Annotated in this window: 11 protein-coding genes; 2 read left to right on the top strand and 9 right to left on the bottom strand. The window is 72.7% G+C overall.

What is annotated here, in order from left to right:
• Positions 1 to 85 precede the first annotated feature (85 nt).
• The 3 genes from ACZ404_RS05520 to ACZ404_RS05510 form a co-directional block, all read right to left on the bottom strand.
• The gene (locus ACZ404_RS05520; protein ID WP_468436202.1) at positions 86 to 718 is read right to left on the bottom strand and encodes a hypothetical protein; all 633 of its coding nucleotides are present in this window, start codon (positions 716 to 718) and stop codon (positions 86 to 88) included.
• Positions 719 to 830: 112 nt separating this feature from the next.
• Positions 831 to 2,669 (bottom strand): glycoside hydrolase family 3 protein, encoded by a 1,839-nt coding sequence (locus ACZ404_RS05515; RefSeq protein WP_468436200.1) that lies wholly within the window; start codon positions 2,667 to 2,669, stop codon positions 831 to 833.
• Between the two features lie 271 nt (positions 2,670 to 2,940).
• On the bottom strand, positions 2,941 to 3,807 hold the full coding sequence (locus tag ACZ404_RS05510; RefSeq protein WP_468437149.1) for a haloalkane dehalogenase: 867 nt from the start codon (positions 3,805 to 3,807) through the stop codon (positions 2,941 to 2,943).
• 105 nt (positions 3,808 to 3,912) lie between these two features.
• Here ACZ404_RS05510 and aroA point away from each other — a divergent pair, with 105 nt between their 5' ends.
• A complete protein-coding gene (gene aroA, locus ACZ404_RS05505) occupies positions 3,913 to 5,148 on the top strand; it encodes a 3-phosphoshikimate 1-carboxyvinyltransferase (RefSeq protein WP_468436198.1) in 1,236 nt (411 codons plus the stop codon).
• Between the two features lie 36 nt (positions 5,149 to 5,184).
• On the opposite strand, the gene ACZ404_RS05500 is transcribed toward aroA, so the two are convergent.
• The 5 genes from ACZ404_RS05500 to ACZ404_RS05480 form a co-directional block, all read right to left on the bottom strand.
• Positions 5,185 to 6,609: a S28 family serine protease gene (locus tag ACZ404_RS05500; RefSeq protein WP_468436196.1), complete on the bottom strand. Its 1,425-nt coding sequence runs from the start codon at positions 6,607 to 6,609 to the stop codon at positions 5,185 to 5,187.
• A gap of 86 nt (positions 6,610 to 6,695) precedes the next feature.
• Entirely contained in the window at positions 6,696 to 7,088 is a 393-nt protein-coding gene (locus ACZ404_RS05495) for a hypothetical protein (RefSeq protein ID WP_468436194.1), read from the bottom strand.
• Between the two features lie 120 nt (positions 7,089 to 7,208).
• A complete protein-coding gene (locus ACZ404_RS05490; protein ID WP_468436192.1) occupies positions 7,209 to 10,928 on the bottom strand; it encodes an ABC transporter ATP-binding protein in 3,720 nt (1,239 codons plus the stop codon).
• Positions 10,929 to 11,020: 92 nt separating this feature from the next.
• A complete protein-coding gene (locus ACZ404_RS05485) occupies positions 11,021 to 12,043 on the bottom strand; it encodes an esterase-like activity of phytase family protein (RefSeq protein ID WP_468436190.1) in 1,023 nt (340 codons plus the stop codon).
• A gap of 53 nt (positions 12,044 to 12,096) precedes the next feature.
• Positions 12,097 to 13,023, bottom strand: coding sequence for a serine hydrolase (locus tag ACZ404_RS05480; RefSeq protein WP_468436188.1), 927 nt, complete (start codon positions 13,021 to 13,023; stop codon positions 12,097 to 12,099).
• A gap of 157 nt (positions 13,024 to 13,180) precedes the next feature.
• Between ACZ404_RS05480 and ACZ404_RS05475 the strand changes: the two genes are divergently transcribed.
• On the top strand, positions 13,181 to 15,292 hold the full coding sequence (locus tag ACZ404_RS05475) for an ArnT family glycosyltransferase (RefSeq protein WP_468436186.1): 2,112 nt from the start codon (positions 13,181 to 13,183) through the stop codon (positions 15,290 to 15,292).
• 28 nt (positions 15,293 to 15,320) lie between these two features.
• On the opposite strand, the gene ACZ404_RS05470 is transcribed toward ACZ404_RS05475, so the two are convergent.
• Entirely contained in the window at positions 15,321 to 15,977 is a 657-nt protein-coding gene (locus tag ACZ404_RS05470) for a TetR/AcrR family transcriptional regulator (RefSeq protein WP_468436184.1), read from the bottom strand.
• Positions 15,978 to 16,099 lie beyond the last annotated feature (122 nt).

Genomic DNA, 16,099 nt, shown 5'->3' with positions numbered 1-16,099 from the left:
CGACCCATGGGCTGCTCCTGCTGCCCGCAGGGGCCGCCCCGTTCGGCACGACGTTCTCCCGGCGCTCGGTCTCACCCGCAGCCCCTCACAGTCTCCGCGCGCATCCCACCGGCTCGTCGCCGCCGAGTTGGACGTAGAGGTTCGTCGAGGCGGGGCAGGTGGATCTGGTGGCGACCGCCTTCGTGATTCTGTACTGCGGTGTGCGGCGGCCCGAGCCGTCGCACGGGGTCTCGCGGACGCGGCCGCCGCCGGAGTCGTAGACGCAGTCGCCCGGGACCGTGCGCGGGCCGCCGCCGGCGCCGGGGTCGCCGGGGTGCGGGGGCTCCAGGTTGCGCATGCAGGCGTAGCCCTGGGGGATCGAGCCGTCGCCGTCCTCGTCGCCCTCCCGGCGCTGTTCGCTGATGTGCAGGACGAAGTCGGTGAGCGGTGGGCACAGGGGACCGCCGGTGGCCGTGCCGTCGTAGCGGGCGACGACCCGGGCGGCGGCCCGTTCGCTCGCGCACGGCACCTCGGTGGACGCGGTGGTGCCGAAGGAGCTGCACTCGCCGACCGCGAGGAACTGGGCGCCGTAGCCGGAGGGAGCGGCGGAGGCGGGCCGGGTGTTGGCGACGGGTGTGTCCCTCGGGCCCTGGCAGCCACCGACCAGGGCGGCCACGGCGAGGGCGGAGCAGGCCGGCAGCAGTCGGCGCGCCACCCCCACGGCACCTTTCCCGCGCATCGCATTCCCCCCGGACGCCCCCGTCCAGCGTGACCCCCGGCGAGGGGCCGCGCCAGACGGACGGGAGGTTTTCCTCCGTTCGGGTGCCTTGCGCCCGGTGCGGGGCGTACGCCTAGTACGTCAGCCCGTGACCGATGGGGTACAGCACCTGCGCCGGGTCGTCCGCCCGCTGCACCGGCACCGGCAGTTTGCCGCGTGGGGCGACCCGGCCGGCGATGACCCGGGCGGCGGCGCGCAGTTCGACATCGGTCCAGCAGTAGGTCGCCAAGCAGGCCTTGACGTCGGTGAGTTGGGCCACGTCGTACGGATTCCTGACGGCGACGGCCACCACCGGCCGGCCGGTGGCGAGCAGGTGGGCGACCAGAGTCCGCTGGCTGCTGCCCGCCGTCACGTTGTACGTCCCGACGACCACCGCGTCCGCGTCCCCCGCCGCCGCCACCGCCTTGGCGACGGTGGCCGCCGAGGGCGCGGTGCCGGTGGACAGGGCGGTGGCGGTGAAGCCGAGTTCGGTGAGGGCGGCGGCCAGGACGCCGGTGGGCGGGCCGGTGGTGCCGGACGGGGACGCCGGGTCGGCGCCGACGACGAGGATCCGGGGCTCCCGGCGCGGATCGAGCGGGAGGACGGCGCCGTCGTTGACCAGCAGGGTGGTGGTCCGCTCGGCGATCCGGTCGGCGGCGGCCAGGTGTGCCCTGGTGCCCACCGTCCGGTCGACGCCGGCCCGGGTGGCGTACGGCGGCCGGTCGAGGAGCCCGAGCCGTGCCTTCAGGCGGAGGATGCGCAGGATCGATTCGTCCAGGCGGGCCTCGGTCAGCTCGCCGTCCTGGACGGCCTTCAGGACCGCGTTCCAGGCCACGTCCAGCGAGGGCGGATTGAGCAGCTGGTCGACACCGGCCCGCAGGGCCAGCACCGGCACCCGGTCGTCGCCGTACTTGGTGCGCACGCCCTCCATGCCGAGGGAGTCGGTGATCACCACACCGTCGTAGCCGAGTTCGCCGCGCAGGATGCCGGAGAGGATCGGGTGGGAGAGGGTCGCCGGGTCGCCGGAGTCGTCGAGCGCCGGGAACTGGATGTGGGCGGTCATGATCGAGTCGATCCCGGCCCGGATCGCCGCCCGGAAGGGCACGGCGTCCAGTTGCTCCCACAGCTCCCGGCTGTGCGTGATGACCGGGAAGCCGGTGTGGCTGTCGACGGCGGTGTCGCCGTGCCCGGGGAAGTGCTTGGCGGTCGCCGCGACGCGGGAGGCCTGATAGCCCTTCACCTCGGCGGCCACCAGCCCGGCCACCGCCTCCGGGTCGGCGCCAAAGGACCGTACGCCGATGACCGGGTTGGCCGGGTTGACGTTCACGTCGGCGTCCGGGGAGTAGTCCTGGTTGATGCCCATCGCGCGCAGCTCGGCGCCGGAGATGCGGCCCAGGGTGCGGGCGTCGGACCGGGAGCGGCCCGCGCCGACGGCCATCGCGCCCGGGAACAGTGTGGCCGGGCGTCCCACCCGGCACACCGCGCCGTGCTCCTGGTCGGTGGCGATGAGCACCGGCAGGCCGCGGGGCTGTTCCAGGGAGGCCCGCTGGATGCCGTTGGACAGGCCGGCGATCTGCTGGGGGTCGCGGGTGTTGTGGGCCCAGGTGAAGTAGATGATGCCGCCGACGCGGTACTTGGCGATCAGCTCGGCGGCGGTGCGGACGCCGATCTCCTCCAGGTTGGCGTCGATGTCGGCCTGGTCGGGGTCGGTGGCGGAGTGGCCGTAGACCCGCATGACGAAGAGCTGGCCGACCTTCTCCTCCAGGGTCATCCGGGAGACGAGGGAGCGGAGCCTGCGGTCGGTGGGCGGGTCGGCGTGGGCGGTGCCGGCGGGGACGGTCAGCGCGGCGGTGAGGCCCGCGGTCGCGGTGAGGACGGTCCGTCTGGACGGCCGTGCGGTGTTTCCCGTGCTTCCCGTGCTGCTGTCGTGCACGTGCGCTCCTTCCAGAGGAGAACCGCTGAAGGAAACTTCCAGGAGTCACCAATATCCGGGAGGTTTCTTTCCGTCAAGACAATGCACAGTAAGCCAGAACGGGGCCGCCACCGGCGCATGGGAGGGGGGCGCGCCGGTGGCGGCGGGCTGCCGGGTGTGGTGCGGCGCAGAGGGTGCGTCGGCGTTCGCGGCCTGCGGCGAGGGCCGACACCGCACCATGGGGCGTCCGGCAGCCCGGGTGTTGGACGGGCAACGGCGGCGACGGGTTCCCCTACCGCAGGCCGTGCCGGTCGGCCCAGGCGGAGACGGCCGCCGCGATCTGCGCCGGACGGTCCTCCGTGGCGTGGTGGCCGGCCGGGCCGCAGGGGACGGTCTCCAGGCCGGCCATGTGCGTGGCGCACCACTGTGCCGTCGCGGGGCCGACGAGCAGGGTGGGTGAGCCCTCGAAGGTCAGCAGCAGCTTGGGCACCTCGGGGCTCTTGGCGAGCCAGGCGCCGTAGGCCTCGACACGGGTCACCACGTCGGCGGGCTCACCGCCGAGGGGCAGTTGCCGGGCCCAGGCGAGCAGCGGGCGGCGGCTCTCCCGGGTGGGGTAGGGCGCGAGGTACGCCTCGAGGTCCGCCTCCGGCACGGGGGTGAGGACGCCGCCGGTGTAGGCCTGGCGCACGAACTGGTTCTCGTCCAGCATCCGTTCGCCCTCCGCCGAGCGGATCGCCTCGGAGCGCCGGCGGGCCTGCGGGCTCAGTTCCTCCGGCGCCATGGGCTTGACGATGGTCTCGAAGAAGGCGATGCCGCGCACCCGCTCGGGGTGCCGCGCGGCCCAGTCGAAGGCGAGCGCGCCGCCCCAGTCGTGACCCACCAGGACCACGCCGTCCAGGCCGAGCGCGTCGAACCAGGCGTCCAGGTAACGGGCATGGTCGGCGAACCGGTGGGCGCCGTCGGGCTTGCCCGAGCGGCCCATGCCGATCAGGTCGGGTGCGAGCAGCCGCCCGGCGCCGATGCCGGGCAGGACGTGGCGCCAGGTGTGCGCGGAGGCGGGGTTGCCGTGCAGAAAGACGAAGGGAGTGCCGCTTCCGGACTCCTCGTGGTGGATGACCGAGTCGAGTACTGGAGTAGTAGGCATGCGGATACAGTACATGGCTACTATGTCCATGGCTAGTATCGTGCTGCTTCTCGCCGTCACAGCGGTCCATCACCTGGACATCCCGTCCCACGTTCCGGCCGAGCGGCCATCATGAAAGTCATGCCCGCAGTCGAGATCCCCGGTTCCAAGTCCATCACCGCTCGCGCCCTCTTCCTCGCGGCCGCCGCCGACGGGGTCAGCACGCTCGTGCGGCCCCTGCGCTCCGACGACACCGAGGGCTTCGCCGAGGGGCTGGTCCGGCTGGGGTACCGGGTCGGCCGCTCACCGGACGCCTGGCAGGTGGACGGCCGGCCCGGGGGCCCCGCGGTCGCCGAGGCCGACGTCTTCTGCCGGGACGGCGCCACCACCGCCCGCTTCCTGCCGACCCTCGTGGCCGCCGGGCACGGCACCTACCGCTTCGACGCCTCCGCGCAGATGCGCCGGCGCCCGCTCGGTCCCCTCACCCGGGCCCTGCGCGACCTCGGGGTGGACCTGCGGCACGAGGAGGCCGAGGGGCACCATCCGCTCACCGTGCGGGCGGCCGGGGTCGAGGGCGGGGAGGTCGTGCTGGACGCGGGCGAGTCCTCGCAGTACCTGAGCGCACTGCTCCTGCTGGGCCCGCTGACCCGCACCGGGCTGCGGATCCGGGTGACCGACCTGGTCTCGGCGCCGTACGTGGAGATCACGCTCGCGATGATGCGGGCCTTCGGGGTGGAGGTCGTCCGGGACGGCGACGTCTTCGAGGTCCCGTCCGGCGGCTATCGGGCCACCACCTACGCGGTGGAGCCGGACGCCTCGACGGCGAGCTACTTCTTCGCCGCGGCCGCCGTCAGTCCGGGCCGCGAGGTGACCGTGCCGGGCCTGGGTGCCGGAGCCCTCCAGGGCGATCTGCGGTTCGTCGAGGTGCTGCGGCGCATGGGCGCCCAGGTGAAGGTCGCCGAGGACCGGACGACCGTGCGCGGCACGGGAGTCCTGCGCGGGCTCACCGTCGCCATGCGGGACATCTCCGACACGATGCCGACCCTCGCGGCGATCGCGCCGTTCGCCTCCGCACCGGTGCGCATCGAGGACGTGGCGAACACGCGGGTCAAGGAGTGCGACCGCCTGGCGGCGTGCGCGGAGAACCTGCGCCGGCTCGGCGTGGACGTGGCGACCGGCCCCGACTGGATCGAGATCCGGCCGGGCTCGCCCCTGCCCGACACCGGGATCAAGACGTACGGCGACCACCGCGTCGTGATGTCCTTCGCGGTCACCGGACTGCGCGCGCCCGGGCTGTCGTACGACGACCCGGGCTGCGTCCGCAAGACGTTCCCGGGCTTCCACGAGGCGTTCGCGGCGCTGACCGGGAGCTGGTGAGGGCCGGCCCCGCAGCCGGGGGCCGGCCCTCGGGGCTCAGGGCCGCAGCGCGGGTTCGCGCTCCACGTCCCGTACGTCGAGCCGGGAGTCGGGGCGCGCGAGCGGCTTCGCCGCCGACGGGTCGGCCTGCACCGCCGGGGACGCCACCCCGGCCCACTCCAGGATCCGGGCGGTGGCCAGCGCCTTCTGGTCGGCGACCAGGCCGGCCACGTTCGCGCCGTGGTTCATGCCGGGTGCCGTGAAGACATAGGAGTCACGGGCGCCCGCGCCGAGCCGGAAGCGCTCGGAGCCCCAGGGGTCGTTCTGGCCGTAGACGAAGAGCATGTGCCGGGCGTGGTGGCGCACCCAGGTGTCCACGTCCCGCATCGCACCCGGCTGGAAGCGCATCGGGATGGAGCGGGGCACGAAGTTGCGCGGCGGCTGGTAGCCGTAGCGGATCAACTTCGGTTCGATGTACGGGAAGTGGATGGTGGGGGCGCCCAACTGGGTGCCCGCCTGGTAGTAGTACGGGGTGTACACCTCCAGGCCCTGGTCGGTGTAGGCGGAGAAGCCGGAGATCGTGTCGACCGAGTCCCAGATCGCGTCGTCGCTCGCTCGCGCCGCGTCCGCCGGGACGGTGTCGCAGTCGGCCGGCAGGCTGTACTGCCAGAAGCCCCAGACGTAGTCGAGGACGACCGCCTCGTAGGCCTTGTCCAGGCCGCCGATGGTGTCGAAGGTGTAGCCGTGGTCGGCGGCGTACCGGGCGTACCGCTGCTCCAGCGGCTCGCGGCGCACCAGTGCCTCGCGCTGGACGGCGTTCAGCCGGTCCCGGCACTCCTTGGTGCCGACGCGGGTGAAGAACCGGTCGTAGGCGGAGTCCTCGTGGTCGACGACGTCGTTGGGGGCGACGTAGGCGACGACGCCGTCCATGTCGTGCGGGTAGAAGCGCTCGTAGTAGGTGGCGGTCATGCCGCCCTTGGAGCCGCCGGTGGCCAGCCAGTTGCCGCCGTAGACCGGCTTCAGCGCCTCGAACACGCGGTGCTGGTCACTGGCCGCCTGCCAGATGTCCAGCTTGGACCAGTCGGCCGGGTCGGGCCGGGAGGGCGTGAAGAACCGGTACTCCAGGGAGACCTGGTTGCCGTCCACGATCTGGGTGGGTTCGCGGCGGGAGGGGGTGGTCGAGACGTTGTAGCCGGAGGTGTAGAAGACCGTGGGGCGGCTGGTGTCCCGGTGCAGCACGGTGATCCGCTGCTGGAAGGTTCCGCGGTCCGGGTGCCGGTGGTCGACCGGCTGGGTGTAGTTCAGGACGAAGTAGCGGTAGCCGGGGTACGGCTTCTCCTCGACCAGGCTCATGCCGGGTACGGCGAGGAGCCGGTCCTTGATGTCCGTGGGCTCGGGCTGGGCGGCGGTGGCCGTGGCCGCTGTGCTCAGCGTGCCTATGAACACCGTGAGCGCCAGCAGCCATCTGAGCGCCTTGCGCATGCGCACTCTCCCTGTGAGACAGATGTGCGCCGGAAGCTACTGGAGCAACTGGCTTCACACCAGAGGGAGTTGCGCGAGGCGCGCGGTCAGCACAGGATCCAGCCGGAGCTGACCGAATGGCTGCCCACCGAGCCCTTGATCCACACGCAGCGCTGACCGGCGTGCACGGTCACGGGCCCCGCGAGGTACCTGTACCGGCCCTTGTCGACGACCGGCCGGTTGCCACGGGCCTGCACACTGACCGACATCGTGCGCTTGACGCCGGGATGCCGGGAGACGGTGACGGCGCAGACGTAGCCGTGGCGCTTGTAGACGTGGACGACGCCGTCGCTGAAGGGCAGGCTCCGCACCTCGCGCCCCGCGCAGGAACCGGCCGTCGCCGCCTCGGCGGTGCCGGGCACCGCGAGAGCGAGCGCGCCGGACGCGGCCAGGACGGCCGCACCGAGCGCCAGGCGCCGGCGTATCGCACCACTGTCCACTGTCGTCCTCCCCGTACCGCAGCCATACGTCACATGCGTCACCGATGACCGTACTGATGTACGGACGCATGACATGTGCCGGATGGTTGCACGACCGTCAGAAGGACGAGTGGCGTGAATTCAGCGGGTGGCGCCGACCGGCTCCTCCGGTTCGGACTGACCGAGGAAGGTGCGCCACAGGTCGGCGTACCGGCCGCCGCGAGCCAGGAGTTCCTCGTGGGTGCCGTCCTCGGCCACCCGGCCGTGGTCCATCACCACCACCCGGTCGGCCCGGGCGGCGGTGGTCAGCCGGTGGGCGACGACCAGCGTCGTACGGCGGCCCGCCAGGCGGTCGGTGGCCTGGTTGACCTGGGCCTCGGTGGCCAGGTCCAGCGCGGCCGTGGCCTCGTCGAGGAGCAGCACGTCGGGGTCGACGAGTTCGGCCCGGGCGAGCGCGACGAGCTGGCGCTGGCCGGCCGACAGGTTGCGCCCGCGCTCGGCGACCTCGTGCAGATAGCCGCCCTCCAGAGTGGCGATCATCTCGTGCGCGCCGACCGCCCGGGCCGCCGCCTCCACCTCGGCGTCGGTGGCGTCGGGGCGGCCGTAGGCGATGGCGTCGCGGATCGTGCCCGGGAAGAGATACGCCTCCTGCGGGACGACGCCGAGCCGGTGCCGGTACGCCGTCAGGTCCAGGGCGCGCAGATCCGTGCCGTCGGCCGTGACCCGCCCGGACGTGGGGTCGTAGAACCGCGCCACCAGCTTGACCAGCGTCGACTTGCCGGCGCCCGTCTCGCCGACGAAGGCGACGGTCTGCCCGGCCGGAATCCGCAGGTCGACGCCGGCCAGGGCCTCCTCGTCGTCGCCGTAGGCGAAGTGCACGTTCTCGAAGGCGATCTCGCCGCGCAGGGAGGGGACGTCGAGAGGCGCGTCGGCGGACCCGGTGGACGTCGGCTCGCGCAGCAGCTCCTGGATGCGGCCCAGCGAGACCGTGGCCTGCTGATAGCCGTCGAAGACCTGGGAGAGCTGCTGGACCGGCGCGAAGAACAGGTCGATGTAGAGCAGGTAGGCCACCAGCGCGCCCGTGGTCAGCGTGGCCGCCTCCACCCGGCCGGCGCCCGCGATCAGCACGGCGGCCGCGGCGACGGAGGACAGCAGCTGGACGAAGGGAAAGTAGACGGATATCAGCCACTGGCCGCGGATGCGGGCGCGCCGGTAGCTGTCGCTGCGCTCGGCGAACCGCCGCCGGCCGTCCTGCTCGCGCCGGAAGGCCTGCACGATCCGGAGCCCGGACACCGACTCCTGCAGATCGGCGTTGACCACCGACACCCGCTCGCGGGCGAGTTCGTACGCCTTCACGCTCGCCCGGCGGAAGAAGAACGTGGCGACGATCAGCGGGGGCAGGGTGGCGAAGACGACGAGGGCGAGCTGCAGGTCGATCACCAGCAGGGCGACCATGATGCCGAAGAAGGTGACGACCGCGACGAATGCGGTGACCAGGCCGGTCTGCAGGAACGTGGACAGGGCGTCGACGTCCGTGGTCATCCGGGTCATGATCCGGCCGGTCAGCTCGCGCTCGTAGTAGTCCAGGCCGAGCCGCTGGAGCTGGGCGAAGATCTTCAGCCGCAGCGCGTACAGCACGCGTTCGCCGGTCCGGCCGGTCATCCGGGTCTCGCCGGTCTGCGCGGCCCACTGCACCAGCACGGTGACGAGCCCCAGCAGCGAGGCCGCCCACACGGCACCGAGGGCCGCCTTGGTGACGCCCTGGTCGATGCCGTGTCGGATCAGCACCGGCAGCAGCAGCCCCGCGCCGGCGTCCACGGCGACCAGCAGCAGGCTGAGCAGCAGGGGCAGCCCGAAGCCGCGCAGCAGCCGGCGCAGGCCGTAGGAGTCCTCCGGGCGCACCGCGCGGGCCTCGTCCACGTCGGGGGTGTCGGTGGCCGGGGGCAGCGCCTCGACCTGGGCCAGCAGCTCCGGCGTGGCCGGGGTGCCGTCCATGGCGGCGTCCCGGGGCCGGCGCTCGCCCGTCCACAGCCGGGGCGTGATGCCGCGCTCGGCGTCGAACTCGGCGTCCAGCTCCTCGCGCAGGGAGGTGTCCTCCTGCGGCTCGCTGGGGCCGGTGTGGCCCGGGGAGACGCCGCCCAGCTCGTCGGGGTCGGTCAGCAGGCGGCGGTACAGGGCGCAGCGCTCCTGCAGCTCCTCGTGGGTGCCGAGGTCGGCGAGCCGGCCGCCGTCGAGGACGGCGATGCGGTCGGCGAGGTTCAGGGTGGAGCGGCGGTGGGCGATGAGAAGGGTGGTACGCCCCTCCATGACGTGCTTGAGGGCCTCGTGGATCTCGTGCTCCACGCGGGCGTCCACGGCCGAGGTGGCGTCGTCCAGGACCAGCAGGCGCGGGTCGGTGAGCAGGGCGCGGGCCAGCGCGACACGCTGGCGCTGGCCGCCGGAGAGGGTCAGGCCCTGCTCGCCGACCTTGGTGTCGTAGCCCTCCGGCAGCTCGGCGATGAAACGGTCCGCCTGGGCGGCGCGGGCGGCGGCCTCGATCTCCTCCCGGGTGGCGTCCGGGCGGCCGTAGGCGATGTTGCCCCGGACGGTGTCGGAGAAGAGGAACGAGTCCTCGGGGACCAGTCCGATCGCGGCCCGCAGCGAGCCCAGGGTCAGCTCCCGCACGTCGTGGCCGCCGATCAGGACGGCGCCGCGCGTCACGTCGTAGAAGCGCGGCAGGAGCAGGGAGACCGTGGACTTCCCGGAGCCGGAGGAGCCGACGACGGCCAGGGTCTCCCCCGGGCGGATCTCGAAGCTGAGCCCGTCGAGCACGGGGCGCTCGTCGTCGTACCCGAAGGAGACGTCGTCGAACTCGACGGTGGCGGGCGCGTCCGCCGGGAGGGTCTTCGTGCCCTCCTTCAGGGTCGGCTCGGTGTCGATCAGCTCCAGTACGCGCTCGGTGCCCGCGCGGGCCTGCTGGCCGACGGTGAGGACCACCGCGAGCATGCGGACCGGGCCGACGAGCTGGGCGAGGTAGGTGGAGAAGGCGACGAAGGTGCCGAGGGTGATGTGGCCGCCCACGGCCAGCCAGCCGCCGAGGGCGAGCATGGCGACCTGGCCGAGCGCCGGGACCGCCTGGAGGGCGGGGGTGAACCTGCTGTTCAGGCGTATGGTGCGCAGCCGCCCGGCGAAGAGCCGGCGCCCGACCTCGCGCAGCTTCCCGGTCTCCTGCTCCTCCTGCCCGAACCCCTTCACGACGCGGACGCCGCTCACGGCGCCGTCGACCACGCCCGCGACGGCGGCGGCCTGGGCCTGGGCGTACCAGGTGGCGGGGTGCAGCTTGCTGCGGCTGCGCTTGGCGATCCAGTACAGGGCCGGGGCGACGGCCAGGGCGACCAGGGTCAGCGGCAGCGACAGCCAGGCCATGATCACCAGGGAGATCAGGAAGAGCAGGACGTTCCCGAGGGTCATCGGGAGCATGAAGAGCAGGCCCTGGATGAGCTGCAGGTCGCTGGTGGCCCGGCCGACCACCTGCCCGGTGGACAGCTCGTCCTGGCGGCGGCCGTCGAGCCGGGTGATCGTGCCGTACATCTCGGTCCGCAGGTCGTGCTGGACGTCGAGCGCGAGGCGGCCGCCGTAGTAGCGGCGGACGTAGGTGGAGGCGTAGACCAGGGCGGCGGCGGCCAGCAGGGCGCCGGCCCAGGGGGCCATGGAGCGGGTGTGGGCGCCGATGACGTCGTCGATGATCACCTTCGTGATCAGCGGGACCACGGCCATGACCGCCATGCCGGCGAGGGAGGAGCCCAGGGCCAGGACGACGTCCTTCGGATACCGCCAGGCGTAGCCCGCCAGCCGTCGTGCCCATCCCCGTTGCGTCGCCACGCCGGTGCCTTCCGCTCGATCTGATCTACCGGAAGGCACCAACGCCTGCGACGGGCGATTTCATCCCGCCGCCACATTTCGGAGGGCAGGGCTCAGACGCGTACCCGCAAGTAATAGAAGCGCGTCGTCTGCACCGCGTTCTGGTTGTCGTCGCTCACCAGCAGGACCTTCAGGCGGCCGCGCGTGTGTCCCGTGATCGCCATGCCCTCGATGTTGTCCAGCAGCGGGTTGGGTTGCGGCTGCCTGGCCGTGGCGCCGAGGGAGGGGCAGTCGGCGAGGTCGGTCAGCAGCGTCTTCCCGACCAGCCGGACGGAAGGCTGCCCGGTGAGGTGCTCGATGCCGCTGGTGTCCGTGGCACGGCGCGGGTCGGCCAGGTAGAGGCGGACGGTGTTGCCGACGCCGGAGGTGAAGCCGCGCTCCAGCACCAGGAGCCGGCCGGCGGGCAGGGCCTGGACCTCGGGGACGCCGAGACCGGTGTCGGTGCGGTAGGCGTACTGGGCGGCGAGCCGGAAGCGGCCGTGGTGGCGCTGCCAGGTCTGGAAGCGGACGATGCCGGCCGAGTCCCCGGCGATCGCGTCCTCCATGGAGGCCAGCAGGGTGCGGCCGCCGGGCAGGAGGGTGAGGCCCTCGAAGGTCTGGTTGGCGGTGGCGCGGCCGGCCGGGGCGACCTGGAGGGCGGGCGGGACCGGGAGGCGGTCGAGGATCGTGCCGTCACGGGAGTAGCGGCGCACGGACGGCTCGGTCTCGGAGGTGATCAGCCGGGTGCCGTCCCGGTCGACGACCATCCCCTCGGAGTCGAGGTCGGCGCCGTTCTCGTCGGCGAGGTGCAGGACCGACCTCGGTCGCAGCGTCGTCGGGTCCAGGCCGAACAGGGAGGAGCGGTCCTCGAGCGCGGCGAGGGAGCCGTCGGTGTCGACGGCGAGGGCGGAGAAGTTGCCGACGAAGGTGCCCTCGTACGTCGTCTTGTCGAGGGTGTCGGAGAAGCGCTGGAGGGAGACGTACGGCGAACAGGCGTGGCTGTCCGCGGAGTCGGCGGTGGCGGTCCCGGCGGCGGTCAGGCAGGTGGCCGCCGCCAGGCCGGCGGTCAGGGTGGCGAGTACGGTTCTCAGGCGCATGCCGGTCACCGTAGAGCGCCGCGGTGACCGGCGGGAGACCGCGCCGTGAAGCGTCAGCCCCGCGGCGGCTGTGCGACGAACGCCTCGCGCGGCTCGCTGGTGGGGGTGTAGCGGGTGACGCCGGAGGTGGTCGGCACCAGGTCCTTGTGGATGGCCTTGGCGACGTTCTGGATGGTGGTGACGCCGTAGCTCATCGTGCTGTTGTCCTGGGTCAGCACCGACATCATGTAGTCGTGGCCGGCGCCGTCGAAGGTGCCCAGGCTGTGCACGCGCCAGCCGTGCGTGGCGCGCTGCAGCCAGCCGTTCTTGACGTGCACGGTGACCGAGGACGGCGCGCCGGCGGGCGTGCCCCAGCGCTGCGAGGAGATGACCTGGTTCATCAACTTCAGGATGTACGCGCGGGAGTTGTCGCTCAGCACGGTGTTCTTGGCGGTGACGAGCTTGAGGAGCTTCTGCTCGTCGGTGACGTTCTCCTGGGTCAGGCCCCAGTAGCCGTTCGCGCCCGGCACGGTCTTCGTCATTCCGGCGGCGGCGAGGAAGCCCTTGATCTTCGTCATGCCCAGCTGCTTCCAGAGCGTGCTGGTCGCGTCGTTGTCCGACTTGGTGATCATCGCCTTGGCGAGCGAGGCCTCACGGTCGGTCAGATAGCGGTTGTGCTTCTTGGCGTCCCACAGCAGCGTGGCGAGCACGGTGACCTTGACGGTGCTGGCCGAGTCGTAGGCGGTGGTGGCCCGCAGGGTGCAGGTCGTCTTGGTGCTGCGGTCGTACAGGCCGATCGCGACGGTGCCCCTGCGGTTGGCGAGGGCCGCCGTGATGTCCTTCTTCAGCTTGGTGGCGAGGCCCGCCTGGGCGGACGTACAGCTCACGGCGGGTGCGGTGGCCGCGGCGGCCGGGGTGGCGGCGGTGACGGCCGGTATGAGCACGGCGGCACTGACGGCGGCCGCGAGCACGCCGGTACGGCGGGAGGAACGGGGAGTCATGTCTGCATTGACTCGCCGGGGCGACCGATAGTTGCACGCGTGTTCGCGGGTGGCCATCCGGCCGCGTAGCGGAAGGAGTTCTGCGGCCTGCCGAACCGACAGCCTCTCCTCAGGTGGGCCACAGTCGGCGCTCAGCACCGCTCTGCACCCTGCAGGGGTGACTTCTGCCACCGACCCCCGCCCCCGGACGACCGCGACCCTCGCCCGGTCACCGGCACCTCCAACGCCGGCGCCCCGCTGGTCCCTGCCCACCCTGATCGCCATCCTGATCCTGGCGGCGGGTCTCTGCACCTGGAACCTCTCGGGCTCCGGCCTCAACAGCTTCTACAGCGCGGCCGTGTGGAGCGGCACGCAGAGCTGGAAGGCGTGGTTCTTCGGCTCGCTGGACCCGGGCAACTTCCTCACCGTCGACAAACCGCCCCTCGCGCTCATGGTGATGGCCCTGTCCTGCCGTCTCTTCGGCTTCGGGACCTGGCAGATGATGGCGCCGATGATCGTGGCCGCGCTGGCGACGATCTGGATCCTGCACACGTCCGTGAAGCGGGTCTGGGGGCACGCCGCGGCGGCCGTCGCGGCCCTCGTGCTGGCTCTCACCCCGATCACGGTGGCCATCGACCGGGACAACAACCCCGACACGCTGCTGGTCCTGCTCATGGTCGGCGGCGCGGCCCTGGTCCTGCGCGCGGTGACGAACGGGAAGCTGCTGCCGCTGCTCGGTTCGGCGGTGTGTTTCGGCCTGGCCTTCAACACGAAGATGCTGCAGGGCTACATCCCGCTCCCGGCGATCTTCGCGGTGTACCTGTACGCGAGCCGCCTGCCGTGGGTGAAGCGCCTCGTGAACCTTCTCCTGGCCGGGGTGGCCCTGGCGGTCTCCAGCTTGTGGTGGGCGGCGGCGGTTTCCCTGGTCCCCGCCTCCGAGCGGCCGTACATCGGCGGTTCGACGGACGGCACGGCCTGGGACCTCATCATGGGCTACAACGGCCTCGGCCGGGTCCTCGGCGGCGAGGGCAACGGCGGGGGCGGTGGCGGCGGAGGCGGTGGCTTCTCCGGCACGGCGGGCCTCGGCCGGCTCTTCAACGACATCCTCGGCGGCCAGATCTCCTGGCTGATCCCCTTCGCCGCGATCGCCTGCGTCGGCGGCCTCGTCCTGTGCGGCCGCGCCCCGCGCACCGACCTCACCCGGGCCGCGCTCGTCCTGTGGGGCGGCTGGACGGCCCTGCACTACCTGACGTTCGCCATGGCCGAGGGCACGATGCACCCGTACTACACGACAGCGCTGGCTCCGGGCATCGCCGTACTGTGCGCAGGCGGCGGGGTGCTGCTGTGGCGTGCGTTCCGCGCCGACCGGCGCTGGGCGTGGGTGCTGCCGAGCGGGCTTGCCGTCACGGCGGTCTGGGCCGTCGTGCTGCTGCGCCGGACCCCCGGCTGGCACGCCTGGCTGTGGCCGACGGTCGGACTGGTCATGGCGGCGGCCGTGGCGGGCCTGCTGGCGTTCCGCACCGGCAACCGGGTACGGCTGCCGGCGGCATTCCTGACCGCCGCCGTGGTCGCTGCCCTGGCGGGCCCGGCGGCCTACGCCTGGTCGGTCCCCTCGGGCTCCGGCGGCGGCATGGGCGGCACGAACCCGACGGCGGGCCCGTCGACGGGGAGCGGCTTCGGCGGACCGGGCGGGGGCACCGCCGGGCGGCCGGGCGGGATGCCGGGCGGCACGCAGCAGGGCGCGCCGGGCGGCGGCTTCCCGGCAGGCCGGAACGGCACACCGGGCGGTACGCCCCCGACGGGCACCGGGACCGGCATGCCGGGCACCGCAGGCGGCGACGGGCAGCGGGCCTTCGGACGCGGTGGCGGGGTCGGCGGCGGCGGTGGCGGCATGGGCGGAGCGAGCAGCGAGCTCATCACCTACCTGAAGAAGCACCAGGACGGCGCCAAGTGGCTCCTCGCGGTGTCCGACTCCCAGAGCGCGGCCCGGATCGAACTGACCGCCGAGGTCCCGGTCATCTCCATGTGGGGCTTCACCGGCACCGACAACGCGATGACGGTGGCCAAGCTGAGGGAACTGGTCGAGAAGGGTGAGCTGCACTACGTCCAGCTCGGCGGCGGCATGGGCGGCGGCCCCGGCGGCGGCAACAGCCTCAGCACCGAGGTGACCGACTGGGTGAAGAAACACGGCTCGGCGGTGAAGGAGAGCGAGTACAGCAGGACGTCGTCCCAGTCCGCCCGGTCCAGCCAATCGACGGTCTACCGCCTGGACCCGTCGGACGCCGGCTGAGCCATCACCACACGCCACTCAGCCTGGCTCAACGCCGCTTGCGGTGACCCAGGTTGAGCAGCACCTCGCCGAGCCGGTCGGCGGTGAGGGCCGACGCGGGCAGAGGGGGCGCGGCCGGGTTGGCGCGGAGTCCGGCAAGGAGCAGGGCGAGCGGGCGGAGCCAGGCGTCCTCGGCGACCGCGGTGAGCGCGGGCACGGCCCTGCCCAGTGCCGCCAGGGAGAGGAGCAGGTCCTCGACGGCGAGGTCCGGGCGGACGGTGCCCTGCTCCTGACCGCGCCGGAGCAGTTCGTCGAGGGTTTCGCGGTTGTGGGCGTGGATCGCCTCCAGGGAGGTGACGCCTTCCAGGTTCGTGGTCATGAGGTCGTTGGTGCCGCGGTCCGCGGCCAGGCCCGCGAACACGGTGTGCAGGTACTGCGTCAGTCCCGTCCACGCGTCCTCGGCCGTTCGCGCCCGCTCGCCGGCCGCCGTGGTCTGCGTGAGCGCGTCCCGGAAGACCTCGTCGACGAGCGCGGCACGGGTCGGGAAGTGGCGGTAGAGGGTGGCGTTGCCCACGCCGGCCCGCCGGGCGATTTCGTCCAGCGGGGCGTCCAGGCCCTGTTCGGCGAAGACCGCGCGGGCCGTGTCCGTCAGCAGCTTCCGGTTGCGCAGGGCGTCGCGGCGCCCCACCGGCGAACGGTCACCCATGATGTCTGCCCTTCTGCGCCGTACCGGGGAGTGCTCCCCGGTACGGATGCTATCGTCGACCGGGTAAACGGGGACCACTCCCCGCTTTACGTCCGCGGGCGGCGTCCGCGGTCGTTCACGGG

The sequence above is a fragment of the Streptomyces sp. NPDC030798 genome (genome assembly GCF_055572275.1).
The sequence above is the reverse complement of the archived record's forward strand: the minus strand, read 5'-3'. Positions and strand labels throughout refer to the sequence as shown.

Bases quoted from the DNA above. Each gene is read 5' to 3' on its own strand.
- ACZ404_RS05520 (WP_468436202.1), bottom strand. From the start codon at position 718: ATGCGCGGGAAAGGTGCCGTGGGGGTGGCGCGCCGACTGCTGCCGGCC.
- ACZ404_RS05510 (WP_468437149.1), bottom strand. From the start codon at position 3,807: ATGTACTGTATCCGCATGCCTACTACTCCAGTACTCGACTCGGTCATC.
- aroA (WP_468436198.1), top strand. From the start codon at position 3,913: ATGCCCGCAGTCGAGATCCCCGGTTCCAAGTCCATCACCGCTCGCGCC.
- ACZ404_RS05500 (WP_468436196.1), bottom strand. From the start codon at position 6,609: ATGCGCAAGGCGCTCAGATGGCTGCTGGCGCTCACGGTGTTCATAGGC.
- ACZ404_RS05485 (WP_468436190.1), bottom strand. From the start codon at position 12,043: ATGCGCCTGAGAACCGTACTCGCCACCCTGACCGCCGGCCTGGCGGCG.
- ACZ404_RS05480 (WP_468436188.1), bottom strand. From the start codon at position 13,023: ATGACTCCCCGTTCCTCCCGCCGTACCGGCGTGCTCGCGGCCGCCGTC.
- ACZ404_RS05470 (WP_468436184.1), bottom strand. From the start codon at position 15,977: ATGGGTGACCGTTCGCCGGTGGGGCGCCGCGACGCCCTGCGCAACCGG.